A 16,419-nucleotide genomic window follows, 5' to 3' on the forward strand; every position below is an offset into this window, starting at 1 on the left:
TATTACAATAATTAAAATATAATATTTAATAATATACACTTTTTAATTCTTTAACTGATTTTGTATTTGTAATTTGTTCAATTTTATTTGTGTTCAAATTTAATAAATACAGATTTGTTGTTTCAAAGCGATCGGTTCCTTTTTTATATCCAGAAAAAATTATTTCATCTTCTCCAATAAAACGTATCAAACCAAAAATTTCTAATGAATCTCTTTCTATGGCGCCAATTGAATGAACTTCCATAGAAGGATAATCCATTATTTTTGGACCTTCTGAATTAAATAAAAGTTTTTGTTTGTTTTTGGATAAATCATTAAAAAGTGCATAGTACGGAAATACTTTGTAACTATTTCTTATAAAATCTTTAAGATAAATATAACTAGGTCGAATGCCATTATTTACTTCATCAAAAATACTATAATTAAATGCAATTAGATTTTCATTATAAACGATAAATTGATTAAGTAATGAATCTACAACATATTCTTTTTGTAATTTAAAATCATTTAATGAATAAGAAAATATTTTGTTTTGGCTTGCATAATAAAAATGGTTCTTTATAATGTTAATACTATTAAATTCAGACATCCCATTTCTACTTTTATCGATATCATATTGGCTATTATTTTCAATATCGTAAATAAATACCTCCCCAGTTGAATTATATGATTCTACAAAAATATTTTTACCCCCTTTAAAAAGTATAAAATTACTTCTTTCAATTTCTTTAAATTTATCAAATATTAAATTCTTTTTAGTATCAAGGTTTATAAGAATCAATTTAATATCAGAATTGATTTCACTACTATAGAGCACCAACCTTCCAGTAAAATCGTATTTGATACTTTGCTTATTACATTTAATAAGAAAAATATAATAAATGCCGTTGTTACTAAAATCATAATTTTATTTAATTTCAACATCATAATTATTCTCCCAAGTCCGTCTTTGGATCTAAAAATTCATTGCAGTTTTAAGTGCGATAATAAAAAAGTTGTATTATTTAAACTTGTTTCAATTAATAAATAATTTAACAAAAGAACCATATTTTTAAGTCTTGAAATTATGAAAATTACATAGTGATATTGCATAACCGTCATTAAAAATAGGATTTTCTATATTAAATAAAATAACTACTTAATGATCCATCCTTTTGTATAATTGAATCTGCAGCTACGATATAATTGTTTTCAGGTGTATAACTTACAGATAAAATTAAATGCGCAAATTTAGTTTTTGAAAAAATATTTTCTAGTTCGCAGTATAAATTTTCTTTAACAACACAAAAATTTCTCTTGTCTCTTGGTCAAATATTGAAGTTAGTACCTTTTTATTATTAACTTGAAATTCTTCTTTCGTCATAAAAGATTCTGTAACATATGCTCTTAATTCTTTAGAAAATTTTAATCCTTTTCGAACCATTGTTTTCATAGTCGTATCAGGTTTAGTGAAAGTTGCGTCTAGATCAATTTTATATTCCCCTTTATTATTATAGACAAAGAAAGTAAAAGTTTCATCTATAGAGTTAAATACTCCTAAAGAATATTTTTTCGTTACAACTTCAACTATTACTTCATTTTCATTTACAACTTCTTCTGCTAATCTTATATCTTGATAACGTTTGGGTAGTACTTTAGCTAAGTCTTCAAGACCATTTATACGTAAGTATTTACTATCTTTTCTTACATAATTTAATTTATTTTGTAAATTTTTCTCGTTCAAAAAAGTCTTTAACTGTTTGAATGGCTTCGGATTTACAACTTGACAATAAAATTGATAAAAAAATCAGGCTCAATAAAATTATTTTTTTCAATTTTTACCTTTGTTATTAGTTTCGCAAATATTTTATGATTTATTCTATAAATTATTCTTTTATTTATAATCAATCGATTGATTTAAATCATTTTTTTCCATATTCATCAATAAACTTATTCAGCGCCTTAGCTGCTCTTCTTTCTTCATCCTCTTGTTTTTGTCTTTGTAAAATAATTGATTTCATTGCATCATGGACATTACCATTATAAAACATATTTACATAATGTGGATTTAACATTAAGCTTAAACCATCCTCACTTGGTTCAAATAATGGTTCACCAGTTCTATTGTTTATTCCAATTATTTCGCCTTTGAGAAATGCTGATATTCCTTCACGATTATATTCACTTAGTTGCCTAAATAAATACTCATCATAAATAAAATTAGGTTTAATCTCTTTCCATTTAGAAAAACCACTTAAAAAAGTCATTGTTTTACTTACACGATTTCCTAACTCGTGTGAATAGATAGTGTTATCTCCGACATATGATGCTCCTAATGAAAATAAACGTTCGCCTATTGTTTGAACTTCATAACTAGGATCTCTTGGAAAATATTGTTCCTTTACTATTATTCCTAATTGAACTAGAGTAGGTAAAAAGCCTTCTATAAATGTTGCAAATTTTGCTGTATTTATTGACTCTCTATGTAAATAATAAGTATTTTTAATAAATTTTAGTGTAAATTCTCCATTGGGATCTATACCATTTAGTGGGTTAGATAAAATATAATTATAAGGACTCCAGTCAGGATATTTATCTGCTAGCGGATCCACACTTAACCATCTGGCAATTTTACTATCGTAATAACGTGCTCCAAAGTAGTCAAGTCCGGTTTCTAAATCTCTTTCCTTACTTGTATATTTATAATTAACTTCTGTTCCAGTATTATTACTTCTACCGTTCATTATCATTCCAAATGGGTAGTAGTCATCATATCCAACAACAGAACCGCTTTCATTGACTCTTACCTTAATATTACCCAGATGGTCTTTTAGATAGTAAGTTTTTGTTTCAACATAATTTGTATACACTTCTTTTTCAAATGTACCGGCTAAATCATTACCCCAAATATTATGTTTTATTAAAACCGGAGGATTACTGTTTTCTTTAATTCTTGCTTCGGTATTTCCATTAATCCCATTAGCATAATTCCAATGTATTAAATCATTTACTACTTTTTTAGTAACTCTATTTCCATATGCATCATAAATATACTCAACAACATCACCATTAATATAATATTGCTTAATTGGTAAATTATCAGAATTATATAAGATATATCCAATTCCTTGCTGAGCGTCCTGAACCATGCTTCCATTACCATCATACAAATAATTACCACTGCTCTGGTTATCAACATCATTAACTGAAATAGAACTTGTGCCAGAATCATAAACGTAATTTAATTGATTTTTTCCACTCAAATAATAAAAAGTCTGGTTATCAAATATCTGACCATTATTCCAATATCTTCTTATTGTATTTAAGTTACCATTATTATCATATGTTATATTATTTACATCATAATTACTTGTCGCCTGCCAACTTGAAATATAATAACCAAAATTGGATGATAATAGTCTATTTGCATTATCATATGAATAAGTATTACCAACTAAACCGCTTGGAAACGTAGCACCAGACATATTATACATCATCCAACTGATATTTCCATTCCATTGTGCTGTTGCACTTTGGGTACTGCCAATATCTGAAATATTATTATAACCGATTACCATACCAAATTTGTCAACTTGTGGTTTTCCATTTAATCCGTTATCACTACCTGGATCTTGAGATGAGTTAATATTTTGATGATTAATTTGTGATAACCATCCTCGTGTATTGTACAAATAATCAAGACCTTGAGCTTTACTGCCTTCAGCACCAAGTTCCATTCGTTTTAAAGAGTTATCCGGATTATAGATATAAGTTATTTCTTTAAGTTTAGTTGCTCCAGAAGCAGAATTTTTGTCAGTGTATACATTAACTAATCTACCTAATTTATCATATTCAAAGAATTTGTAATAGTTATAAAAGCTCTGATCACCAGTAAACTCTTGTTTAGTTATATTTCTTTGTAAATCATATGAATATTTAATTTTATTATTTTTACCTGTTACCCATTTATTTAAAATCCATTCAATATTTCCTATATCATCATATGAATAAAAAGAAGTATATTCTAGATCATTCATTATATATGATTTTGTGTATGATAATCTACCTTTTAAATTTCTTTGTCCAACAGCAAGTATGTCTGTTGATTGTATATCATAAATAAAATCTTTGTTAATAAACTTCCCAGAACTAGGAAACGATATATTATCAGCATTTGATTGTTGGAAATAACTCGAAGAAGCATAATTGTAATAATTTTCGCCAGATTGTATTAATCTGTTAAAATTATCATAGTTATGATACTCAAACTGCATATTATTTCTGCTATCAACGTAAAAGTTAAATTGACTATTTGAAGCCCCAGTTGTTGTAACTTCCCACTTGAAACTTCCTTTAGGAAGTCTAAATGATTTAGTTACAATTAAACTACCATTATCTTCTGCAATAAGTTCAACAATAGTAACAACACTCGTGGTTGTATTTTTAATTTTTAAAATGATTTTCTCATTTATTGAACTATTTGTATTAAAGGATTGAGCATATAATTGCATAAGACTTGGTTTAACTAAAGTAAAAGTACCAGACCAAGAACCAACTCCAATTTTATTTTGATTTGTGTAAAATGAATTTATTGAAGTTGTGTTATGTTCCGAGGTTTGATAAAATCTCATGTTACTATTTTGATCGTATAAATAACGTACACTTCCCCTATCTGGTGTTGACTTTGTTTTTAACAGTTTAAGTGTATTAAAATCCATTGTTGATATAAATCCTTTTGGATCGGTTTTTTTTGTTTGATTTCCTAAGATATCAAAAGTATAAAATGTTTTTAAATTTAATCCAGTTGGGTTAGTTTTTTGAGCAATTAAATTACCAAAAATATCATTATAAAATTGTGTAACAATTCCGTTTTCATTAGTTAATTCATTTTTAAATAATGAATTGGCACTATAAGTTCCTGTCCCTAATGGAATTTGATCATTTGCAACATTTCCGCCATAAGTATAATTAATTAACTTATTGTTACTAAACCATTGTAAACCTTCAGGTATTTCCTGTATTTTTCTTTGAATCGGATCAGAAGAATATTTTATTTCATAATAAGGCCTATTTCCTGTTGCAGAATAAGTCCCATAATTCCCTAATCCACTTGTATAATAGTTATCAGAGTTAACTAAATAGTTATTATCATAACTAAAGGTTGTACCGTTCTTTGGATAAGGTTTATATAATTTTGATATACTTCCTAACGCATTATATTCCAATGTATTTCCAACAATTATATTATCAATTTCCAAATACTGATCTTGCATTTTTTTATTAAAACCATCATAAAAATCGCATTTACTTATTTTATCTGTTACATTAAAATAATTCTCTGATTCGAGTCTATTAGGATCATTAGAATTAAATACATCACCATTACCACTTCTACTTAAATAGTAATTTGTATGGTCAATGCGATTTTTATCCCCATTTAATAAAACATCTTTATTTATCATTCTTCCAAAATTATCATATTCATGGTATGTGGAATTGTTATTTTCATCAGTCTCTTCAGTAATATTCAAGGTAATTGGATCATAGGCATAACCTTTTTGCAAGTGCTGTATTGGGATAAACTCTAAAATTATCAAATTGGGTTATCGAGCTATATGCATACAAAGCAACATAACCAGTTGGAATAGGCAACTCACTATTGTAATCAATAATTTTTTTCCATCAACAAAAATTTTGATGTTATTTTGATTAACACTAACTGATAACTTTCTATTTTTTTGAAATGGAGTTAATCCAGTGCTCGCTAGTGCCAAATAATTACCAGTTGAATAAAGAATTACATCACCATTTTTTCTATACTGTGCTGTATATCCATAACCATAGTTTGCCGTTGTTGTTGCAAAATGAATTCCCGCCCAATATGTATCTGAACTAGCTGAATTTATATTCAATTGTACATCAGCATTAAATGACTGATATTGTTGTCCTTGAACATTTGCGTAAACTGTTGAGGAACTATTCGGGGACTGTAATTTACCACTTGTTACACTCCAACCAGAAGATTTTGTCCATGTATATGGATCTGAATCATCAATTGAATTATCATTAAAATTATCGACAATAATAGCAGATGTTCCAGTATTAACAACTTTCCCTATTAACTTGGAATTTTTATGTCCATATACGAATTTTGTTTTGTTTCCACGTCCGTCAGTTTCTTCAATTAAATTGCCATAATCATTAAAAACTCTTTGACTTGTAAGTAAATAATCGGGGTCATTTTCACCTGAATAATTCTTTGAGCTTATATCTTCTCTCCAGACTAAAGTACTACATGGAAAAAATCTATAAAACCCATCATTACCATTGTTAGCATCTACCCAAATTTGTTTTGTTGAACTATATGCATTGCTGTTACTTTCAGTATTCAAATAACTTGTTGAAGAATATATTTGTGACATCATGTTTATATTTTTCATATCATCATAATTTTCAAAGGCATATTTTACAACATCAATTTTCTTAGTCCCATTATTATTATCAGCATACTCTTCCGTTTTATAAGCTAAAAAATTACTTTGATCATAGGGTTTATAAGAATAGTTTTTAGTTGATGAAACCCCATCTTTATTTTTATTGGTTGATATTAATTTAATCCAAGTTGTCTTAGCTGGAAAATTATTCCCATTAAGAGTTTGCTGGCTTGAATGCCCGTAATTATCTTCATAAGTATAATTATCATTTATTGTCTCAACTGGTTGGTCCTGTTGATTTTTAATTATTTTTTTCCAAGTATTTCCTCTCTTAGCTGAATTATCTCGCCATACCCATGTATTATTATTTAGATTATATATTTTATGATCAGGAAATGCTTCTGAAATTACTGGAACATCAGTTGGTCCCGAAGAGTTATATAATAAATATTTACCACTAGTATTAACACTAGTTGTAAAATAATTTGTAACTGAACCAGAACTTTCCGGTAAATTTGTTTTTATCCACCTATAACCAACTTCTCCATTATAGCTTTTAGTAAAACCAGCATCAAAACTAAAATCCCTGTTTGAGGTTGTAAGCGGATTATTTAAAACACCCTCACCATATTGGTAACTATAAGTCTGGATGTTGTCCATTCCATTATCAATTAAGATTTGATTAATTCTATAACCAGCGGTATTTATTGCAGAACTATAATATATAGTATCTTTAGTAAGTGAGGAATTAAAGAAATTATAAAACCAACTATACGTATCAGGTTCAAATTGATAGCTTATTTTGCCTCCTTCTGGAAATTGAATAGTTTTGAGAGTCCAAGGAGCTGGAATGCCTGAAAACAACGAATAAGTTCTGGAATAATCAATTAAATTTGGGTTACTATCATATTCAAATTTATACCCTGGTAATTCATTAGAAAGACTATTTCCATAAATTTTTACTCCAACTAATGTAAGACAATTATTTTTAAGTTTTTCATTCTGTACCCAATTATTACCACTTGAGTTAACATTTTGTGCATACTTAAACTCCAAAATTTTGATTGTATTATTGTTATTATCTCTTAAAATAATTTTATCCAATTTTTTGGCACCTTGTAAATCGTCTCTAGCTGAAGTAACAAATTCAGCAGTATGGGTTGGTGTTTTAATATATTTAACATTTGAATAATCATATAACAAACTACAGTATCTATTTGATGCACCACATGCATTTGAAGATTGATTAAAATTCCCATAAAATTTTGACTCGCCCATAGGTAATAACTGTTGTAATGACAAGTTTAAAGCATTATTATTAACAGCATAATCGTCATATTCAATTTTAATCCAGCTCCCTTTATCAGTTGCATCTGCACCATTACTATTTTCATCAATATAATCTGATGAAAATATTTCTGTTAAATCCCAACTAATTGGGAATTTAACATTAATATCACATACTTGTTGATCATAATACACTTTCAGATCACTTCTATGGTTAAATTGATAATTTGTTCCATTTTCAGCGATAATTGAAAAATTCTCTAAAAATCCTCCAATAAATTCAGGAGGAGAATAACTAATTAACTTTGAAGTCCTTTTTTCAGATACAAAATCAACATATCCATATTCATTATATAAAGGAATTAATCTATCTGTAATATTTGATAATTGCAAAGTGTATAAATCCCATTCTTCATATTCGTTATCATGATATAACAAACCACTATGTTCGTCAAAAACATTTGCTTCATATTCATCAGAAGAGCCTAAGTTAAAATTTTCACCGCTTGAAGAATTGAAAATATAAGAATCTTGATCATCTGGTCTTTTAACTACTTGTCTTGAAATTCCTCCAATCTGCAGATTAAATCCTAGTCCAACCCAAGAACTCCTTTGCCTTGTTCGAATTGCGCCGTTATAGTCTAAGTATAGCGTATAATCAAGACCATTTCTTCCAGGAATTGTTAAAATAGGTTGTGAAAATGTTAAATCACCAGTAAAAGGTATTTCTGTAAAACTATTCATATTAAAGGTATTATATGTTAAGTAATTCACATTACCAGGTTCATTTTCGCCAGAATTCTGACAATAAATTTTGGTTGTAATGTTTATAAATATAAAAGTCAAACCTATAATAAAATAATTTTTAATTTTCATGATAATCTCCAAATAATCAGTTCAATTTTAATTTATTTCAAATAAACTTGTTTTTTTATTCCACTTAATTTTAGGTTCAATATCATTCCAGTACTTAATTTTTTTCTCCTTAGTAATTTTTTCAAAACTTATTTTATCATCAACAACAATTAACTTTTCATCTTGAAAATCTCCAAAATCTTTTCCAATCCAATTTTTAATGCCATTTTTACTTATCCTATCTAATTTCGTCCCATAATAATTTATAAATGTTGAATCCTCTAAATAATCAATAAAGTATTTAATTAATTCCTTTTTAGGTTCAATATCGTCTTCAATAATTTTCTGTTTGTATTCAGAATCAAGAAGTGTTAATGATATTGCTTTTAAATTTATATCATCTGATTTATTTAGTACTTTAAAAAGTATATCAAATGCATCAAAGCTGTTTATTCTCCCTAAAGCAAGTAAAGCATACTCCTTATTTGCATTTACTACAAAATTAGAAGCCTTTACTTTTTCACCATCAATTCCTATTAATTCCGGTAAATTTGGTTTTATATTATCTGAAAAGATTAAATTATCAATTCCATTAATACAGGCATTTCCCAGCAATTCTATTTCATTTAATACATCATAAAGATCAAATTTTCCAGTTTCTACTAAATAAAAACCATCCGCAAATTCTTGTGCTGTTGGTTTCTCAAAAAAAATTGCTTATCAGTTTCCTTAGCCCAACCATTACTAATTATAACATTTAAAAAAAATAACATTACAAGAACGACAATTTTCTTTATCATTTCATCACCCTTAAATTTTAGAATTAATAATTATTTTGTCAAAATTATTATTAGCTGTTAATACTTTCTTTTTATATAGATAAGTTTTTCATCGTTAAAGTTTTTTTGGTCGAGTTAATGCTTCCAAATAATTAAATATTTTTTAAATATTTTCTATTGGATATAAAATAATATAAAACTTGCTAATTGAAATCAGTAGTACTACTGAGGTTATTATTTATAGTAGAGGAAATTGAAATTAGGTTAGTTTTAAATCATTTTTTGAATGGTTAATACTTAAAATTTTAAATAAAATTTTGTTACCTGACAATCTTTTCTCAGTAGTACTACTGAGTTTTGTTGAGGCGATATATATAAAAATGAAAAATAAATAAGTTCTTTTTAACTGAAACAAACAATAATTAAAGATTTTAAATAATTATGTAAAAATCCGTAGAACTACTGATGTTTTTTAGATCCTTTTAGAGTTAGATTTGGGTGATTTTTTTATTCACAAAAAAAGGAGTAATATCATGTTATACAAAAAAAATTCATTTTTTTTTGTCATTTTTATATTATTAATTAATTCAACTTATGGACAAGAAATTGGTAAAATTTTTACAGCAAATGAAGCAAATTCATTATTTGGAAAAGTACTTGAAAGCAAAACTGTTTCAAGTTCAATTTTAAAAAGAATGGTTGAATAATACATTAGATAAAGTTATGTTTAAATTAGAAAATGATAAATTGACTGTATTGGGTGATCAAAGAAAAGTAATTTCTCCAAATACAATTGCTATTGAATCAAGCGAAGTATTTCATATGTATAGTAAGAGTAAAGTTATAGAGATTTTAATTAAGGGTGGTAACACACAAACTTATTTTGAAAATAGAAAAAATGTATTTTCAATAACTAATGGAAATTATACGTTGGAATATTCAACCCCGTGTCCACCTTATTGTAACTAAATGATTACTTATCACATAATAACCTTAACGTCGATTACGTTTTCTATTATTCTTGCTGTTTTATATATAAGAAATAATTTTAAATATTACTTTTTCTTGCTTGCAGTAAATGATTGTTTAGGTATAATAATATGGTATTTTTTTCATTCATCAGGCCAATTTTATTGGATTCCGATAAATTATTTTCTGATTTTTTCAATTAATAAAGATTTTTTTAATCGATGGAAATCAAAGATAATACTAGGATTTTTTTTTATATTAATTTTTAATTACCATTCAACTTCAACACTTCAACAATATTTTGTTTTATTTGTAAACATTATTTTAATCTTTTTATTTCTTCGTATATTAGTTAGGAAAATTGTACATCAAGATGTTTTGGATTTTATAACTATTGGATTGATACTTTATGAAGTGATAATAATTATTAATTTTACTGCCTTAATTAAGAATGTGAATATTGGAATAGCAATTTATTTTGCAGGCATGATTGCGGAGATTATAATTAAAATATTTTTAATAATTGCAAAAAAAGGTGTTTCAATCAATATAAAGAGAATTAATAAATTATAAATTTACTGAATTTTGTTCTCTAACAAAATCGCGGGCAAACATAATAAATCCGGGTAATGATTTTAATTGCAATTTTGCCATTATACTCATTCTGTGAGAATCAACTGTCCGAATTGATACTTTTAATTTTTCTGCGATTGCCTTACTTGAGTTGTTTTCACCCACCAAAATCAATACTTCTTTTTCCTTTTTCGTTAAAACATCTGTGTTTTCTTTAGATTTTTTATTACTGAGTAAATTAAACCTATTCATTATTGCATCTAATTCTTTTTGAGTTTTTCCTAAAAAATATTTTTCTCCCTTCATCACTGTATTAATTGCTAAAATCAATTCCGATTTCATACAATTTTTACTTAATAAACCATTACCTCCTGACTGAATTACTGCAAAAATGTAATCATCACTTGTATGTTGTGAGAGAAACAAAACTTTAATCTCCTTATTCCCATTTTTAATTGATTTTACTGCTTCTGGTCCATTCTTACCTGGCATTGAAATGTCAGCTAAAAGAATATCCGGCTTTTTCTCATTGTAATGAGCTATCAAAGAAAATCCGTCTTCAGCCTCTCCTACTATAATAATATCATTTTGTTTCTCTAAAAGTGTAATAATACCCTCTCTAAATAAATTATGATCATCAGCAATAAATACTCTTATAGTTTTATTTTTCATTAAAATTAAACTCCAAGTTTATAGTAGTTCCCATATTAATTATTGAGTCTATTTCGAATGTGCCTCCAAAGGATTCGGCTCTTTCTTTCATATTAAGCAAACCTAAAGAAGGTACTTTCATTTCATAATCTGATTCTATATCAAAGCCATTCCCATTATCTGAAATAGATATTTGTAAAAAATTATCTTTAAAATAGAAATCAATGTTAAATTCAGAACAACATGAGTGCTTCTCAATATTGTTCAATGCTTCTTGGCAAATTCTGTATATTTGTAATTCTATATCCTGATACTCAATTCTAAATTTTGTATTATAGGTTACATAACCTTGAATACTCGTTTTATTATTTATCCTATCGACTAAAGATTGAATTGCAGCTAAAAGTCCAAATTCATATAATATTGGAGGTTTTAATTCGTGAGAAATATCTCGAACTTCCTTGGCTAATTCATCCATTGAATGAAATATTTCCTTAAATTCATTTCGACTAATACTAATATTCTCAGAGTCTAGTATGTTTTGTAAATCAAGTTTCAAAAGTGAAATACTATGCCCAACACTATCATGCAATTCTTTTCCAAGTTTCTTTTTTTCCTCTTCATTAACCGTGTCAACTTTTGTTCTTAACATTTTCAAGTTGTCTTGATAATTTTTAATTTTTTCTTCATAATTAATTCTTAGAGTTATATCATGTAAATAAATGTGTTTAAACTCCAATTCTTCAATTTCTTTTATTGTTGAAGTGTAAAAATTTTCTTTAATTTTTACAATATTATTACTCTGATCGTTTAAATTTTCTTTAAATTTATTTATTAATATTGCAATTGAGTTTTTATCACTACCAAAAATATTTTTAGCTGAATTATTCATATCAATTAATTTCCAAGTGTTATCTATCCGAATTACTGGATCTGGATCAACTTCTGAGTACAATGCAGCTAGTTTTGCATTTTCAAATTCAAGTTTCCTTTTTCTAACAGTGAGTGGATGTATAAACTCTCGTTTAATCAAGAATACTAAAATCAAAATCATTGTAATGAAAACAAGAGCATACATGGCTGGATTTTCTAAACTAAAAAATATGTCAAATATATGATCTGGTTTCAATTTCGTTTACGCTGATTACTCATTAATATTTATTATTAATAAAAATATAGAAAATTTTTTTTTATTAAATCAGTAGTACTACTGATTCGTATCTTAACAATTGTTTGTATATTATTTCTAAAAATGAGTAAAAATACTTTGGAACGAGAAGTTATTAAAATTGAAAGGAATCAACGAGGTGAGATTGTCACCCTAAGGAATCAATTTATGGGTTGGTCACCTGTTGCTGTTGATTATGCTATCAAACATATAGAAGGTGGTTTATATAAATACTTTGTAAATATTCAAAATGTCGGGAAAATATATTTAACTGTAATAAATGAAAATGATAAAAAAATTATTAGAACAGACCCATCTGTAGTTTCAAGGAATTTACTTGAGGTTTTACCTTCATATGTTAGTTAACAAATCAATATTGAATTAAATATTTTCCTATTTATTTAATGAAAAATCATAACTGGATTTAAGCTAATTGAACTTAATCAAAGTACATACAAAACATAATTCTATTTTAAAAGTAATTCGGGTTTTGTTTTACCTTCAATTCTAATGATTGTATTACTAGTAACAATTATGCTGTTCGGTATTCTTACAATTATATTCTTTTATAATTCTACCATTCAAAAAGAAATTAATAAAAGTAAACTCGATCTAGCTTGTTTCTCAGCTTTACAAACTTTTATTTCTAAAAAAATATCATTTACAAATTCAGAATTATTTATAAAAATAGATTCAATAAATGTTAGTATTAGTCCAAGTTACAAAGGTTTATTCAGCGAAATAGTTGTGACGGCAAAAGACAATAATGATTCCTCAAAAATAAAATATTTACTTGCCGATAAGATTGATGAACAATTTCAATTTGGACTAATAATTTCTAAAGAAAATCTGCGTGCTTCAGTTGCAGGTAATACTAAAATAAACGGTGATTTATTGCTCACATCTGATAAAATTAAAATCGGAAGAATATCTGGTAAAAGTACCGCCTCTAGAGATTTTCAAAATGGTAAAATCATTGTTCAAGAAAATATAAATCCAAAACTTTTCAACGAAAACTTAATTCTTCAACAATTTTCAAAAAATACTTCTGACAGCATAATTTATAAATTTATTGATGGCAATTTTGAACTTAACGAATATACTTTCTCAGATTTAACCAACATACCTAATATAAATGTTAGCCAAAATCTAATACTTTCAGGTAAATTAACATCACTTAAAAACGTTAAATTAAATTTTTCTGTTTATGGTGAAGTTGTTATTAGTTCCTCAACTTATTCAAATATTGATCTTAATATCAGAACAGATTCTTCAATAACAATAGAAAGTAATTCTCAGCTTGAAAACATCATTCTTTCTGCAGAAAAAAAAATTATAATTAAAGAAGGATCAGAATTCAAGAACATTCAGCTATTTTCAAAAAAAGGAATTGAAACTACTGGGGTTCAATTTAAATATCCTTCTATTTTAGCTCTTTATTCAGATCTTTCTGAAGAAACGAATCTAAAAAATGAAATTAAAATTAATTCAAGTATTATTAACGGTGCTATACTTCTTGTCAATTCCACAACTGGATTATCTAACAATAAAAATATAATTGAAATTGATGATGTTTCAACAGTTCAAGGACTTGTTTACAGCGAAAATTATGCTACAATTTCCGGTAATATTTATGGTTTAATCTACACTTATGCTTTCTGGTATTATAAGGAACCTACGGAATATATAAACTGGCTTGTTGATGTCAAAATCGATAGAGAAAAGCTTGATAAGGATTTTTTAATTCCAGTTGGTTTCGAAAAGACGGACGATTTTAGGATATTAAAACAAACATGGATAAACTAAAGAATCAAAAAGGATATATAATTTTGGAAGCATTAGTTGGAATTATCATACTTGGTTTAGTAGTGACATTTTCAGTAATGTTTTTTAACCAGATTTTTGCAAATTCCAAAATTTTATTAAAAAGCGATGCGCTGTTGCTTGCTAAGCAAGAAATTGACACATCAATAAATTTCAGAACAACTACAGATACAAGTTATTTTAATCAGAAAGGTAATTTGAAAGTTATTAGAAATATTAAAGCGGAATCAAATATTTATAAAGCCGTTGTTACAGTCGCGAGTGATTCCGGGAAGAAAGAAATTTTATCATTATCAGTTTTATATATTAAATGAAACAGAACAACAACATAAACGGATTTACAATCATTGAAATTATTGTAGGAATAAACATAAGTTTTATGCTATTTACTGTTCTAGTAACCTTTTTCTATTTGCTTCCAAATTTGTTTCATCAACTACGAAAAATTTGGATGAACGACAAACTGTCAATGAATTCTTATTAAAACTGGAAACAACATTAAATAAAGCCGATCATTATTATTTTGAAAAAAAGAAAATTTATACTTATGCGTAGTTGATGATCATGATACTGTTTTAATAAATCAAGATTCGTGTTCACTTCGCAAAGTATATTCAATCAAGAATATAAATGATTACGATCTTGTTTTTAATATGCAAGACGGAAGAATTATTAAAATAAATAAGGACAATGTTGAAGGATTTAATTTTAATGAGCAGCAAAATACTATTTCTTCTAAAGATATACTGGAGTTAACTATTGATATTATGAAAAATCACAATACTTTTAGTTTGTATTATGTTAATCCAAATATAGGTATTAATAGGTTTAGGAATATTACAATTTGAATTTGTTCAAAAAAATATCAAATAAAGAATTTATTGAATTTAACAGAGTACTGAGCTTGTTGCTAATCTCAAAACTTTCTGTCATTGATGCTTTGCAACTTATTAATCAACAAATTCAAAATGAAAACTTCAAAGAAATTATTAAAAAAATTATACATGATGTAAAAACTGGAAATTCTTTATCAAAAAGCTTTTCAAAATACCCTGAAATATTTTCAGACATCTACATAGCAAATCTTAAAGTTGCTGAAGAAACCGGCTATATGGCAGAGGTAATTTCCGATTTTACTGTCTATCAAGAAAAATTTGTGAACTTAAAGAAAAAAATAGTACAGGCGGTTAGATATCCTATTTTCGTAATTGTTATTTCAATTGGTGTAATATTTTTTATGTTATTTTTCCTAATACCTACTTTTGAATCTTTATTCGTATCAGTAAAAGCAAAAATTCCAGCATTAACAAAATTCTTGCTTGATATCAGCAAATTTATGATTGACAATTATTTCATTCTTATTGTAACACTGATACTTTCTGCATTTGGTATTCGTTCATTATTAAAATCTTATGCTTTCAGACGAAATTACATTGACATATTAATTCTAAAAATTCCTCTTGTATCTAGTTTATATAAAATGAATTTACTTGCCCGTTTTTCTTTAAGCATGTCAATATTACTTAAGAGCAAAGTAACTCTTGTTGACTCATTAAAAATTTCAAAAAACGTAACTTCAAATTCTCAATTCCAGTTAGAAATATCAAAGCTGTTAAAAAAATTAATCAAAGGTGAAAGTTTCACGGATAATATAAAAAATTCAAAATTTTTTGATTTTACATTTACAAAACTATTAGCTGCCGGTGAAGCAAGTGCAGAACTGACTAATGTATTTCAACTCATTAGTGAATATTATAGCGAAGAATTTGATCATAAGCTTGATAATTTGACATCGTTTATAGAACCGGTTCTAATTTTATTTGTCGGAGGTATTATTGCTGTTGTTTTAGTTGCGATGTATTTACCAATGTTTGAGATAATTAATTACCTGGGAGTTTAA

Annotated in this window: 13 protein-coding genes; 6 read left to right on the forward strand and 7 right to left on the reverse strand. The window is 26.6% G+C overall.

What is annotated here, in order from left to right; all coding sequences use genetic code 11:
• Positions 1-25 precede the first annotated feature (25 nt).
• The 5 genes from IPK06_09745 to IPK06_09765 form a co-directional block, all read right to left on the reverse strand.
• Complete coding sequence (locus tag IPK06_09745; protein ID MBK7980257.1) at positions 26-781, reverse strand: hypothetical protein; 756 nt, start codon at positions 779-781, stop codon at positions 26-28.
• A gap of 471 nt (positions 782-1,252) precedes the next feature.
• Entirely contained in the window at positions 1,253-1,723 is a 471-nt protein-coding gene (locus IPK06_09750; GenBank protein ID MBK7980258.1) for a hypothetical protein, read from the reverse strand.
• Positions 1,724-1,901: 178 nt separating this feature from the next.
• The gene (locus tag IPK06_09755) at positions 1,902-5,576 is read right to left on the reverse strand and encodes an RHS repeat-associated core domain-containing protein (GenBank protein MBK7980259.1); all 3,675 of its coding nucleotides are present in this window, start codon (positions 5,574-5,576) and stop codon (positions 1,902-1,904) included.
• Between the two features lie 6 nt (positions 5,577-5,582).
• Positions 5,583-8,444, reverse strand: a complete 2,862-nt coding sequence (locus IPK06_09760; GenBank protein ID MBK7980260.1) for a hypothetical protein — start codon at positions 8,442-8,444, stop codon at positions 5,583-5,585.
• Positions 8,445-8,603: 159 nt separating this feature from the next.
• Complete coding sequence (locus tag IPK06_09765) at positions 8,604-9,170, reverse strand: hypothetical protein (GenBank protein ID MBK7980261.1); 567 nt, start codon at positions 9,168-9,170, stop codon at positions 8,604-8,606.
• Positions 9,171-9,867: 697 nt separating this feature from the next.
• Here IPK06_09765 and IPK06_09770 point away from each other — a divergent pair.
• Both IPK06_09770 and IPK06_09775 read left to right on the forward strand, forming a co-directional pair.
• Positions 9,868-10,041, forward strand: a complete 174-nt coding sequence (locus IPK06_09770) for a hypothetical protein (protein ID MBK7980262.1) — start codon at positions 9,868-9,870, stop codon at positions 10,039-10,041.
• Positions 10,042-10,057: 16 nt separating this feature from the next.
• Entirely contained in the window at positions 10,058-10,303 is a 246-nt protein-coding gene (locus tag IPK06_09775; GenBank protein ID MBK7980263.1) for a hypothetical protein, read from the forward strand.
• 567 nt (positions 10,304-10,870) lie between these two features.
• On the opposite strand, the gene IPK06_09780 is transcribed toward IPK06_09775, so the two are convergent.
• Together IPK06_09780 and IPK06_09785 are read right to left on the reverse strand one after the other, a co-directional pair.
• Complete coding sequence (locus IPK06_09780) at positions 10,871-11,548, reverse strand: response regulator transcription factor (protein ID MBK7980264.1); 678 nt, start codon at positions 11,546-11,548, stop codon at positions 10,871-10,873.
• Entirely contained in the window at positions 11,538-12,656 is a 1,119-nt protein-coding gene (locus tag IPK06_09785; protein ID MBK7980265.1) for a hypothetical protein, read from the reverse strand. The genes IPK06_09780 and IPK06_09785 overlap by 11 nt, the downstream gene beginning before the upstream one ends.
• A gap of 123 nt (positions 12,657-12,779) precedes the next feature.
• On the opposite strand from IPK06_09785, the gene IPK06_09790 reads away from it, so the two are divergent.
• The 4 genes from IPK06_09790 (at position 12,780) to IPK06_09805 (ending at position 16,419) form a co-directional block, all read left to right on the forward strand.
• Complete coding sequence (locus tag IPK06_09790; protein MBK7980266.1) at positions 12,780-13,061, forward strand: hypothetical protein; 282 nt, start codon at positions 12,780-12,782, stop codon at positions 13,059-13,061.
• Positions 13,062-13,205: 144 nt separating this feature from the next.
• A complete protein-coding gene (locus tag IPK06_09795; protein ID MBK7980267.1) occupies positions 13,206-14,501 on the forward strand; it encodes a hypothetical protein in 1,296 nt (431 codons plus the stop codon).
• Positions 14,489-14,833, forward strand: coding sequence for a type II secretion system protein (locus IPK06_09800; GenBank protein ID MBK7980268.1), 345 nt, complete (start codon positions 14,489-14,491; stop codon positions 14,831-14,833). Before IPK06_09795 ends, IPK06_09800 begins: the two co-directional genes overlap by 13 nt.
• 590 nt (positions 14,834-15,423) lie before the next feature.
• Positions 15,424-16,419: a type II secretion system F family protein gene (locus IPK06_09805; protein ID MBK7980269.1), complete on the forward strand. Its 996-nt coding sequence runs from the start codon at positions 15,424-15,426 to the stop codon at positions 16,417-16,419.

The organism is Ignavibacteriota bacterium, assembly GCA_016713565.1.
Taxonomy (GTDB): Bacteria; Bacteroidota; Ignavibacteria; order Ignavibacteriales; family Melioribacteraceae.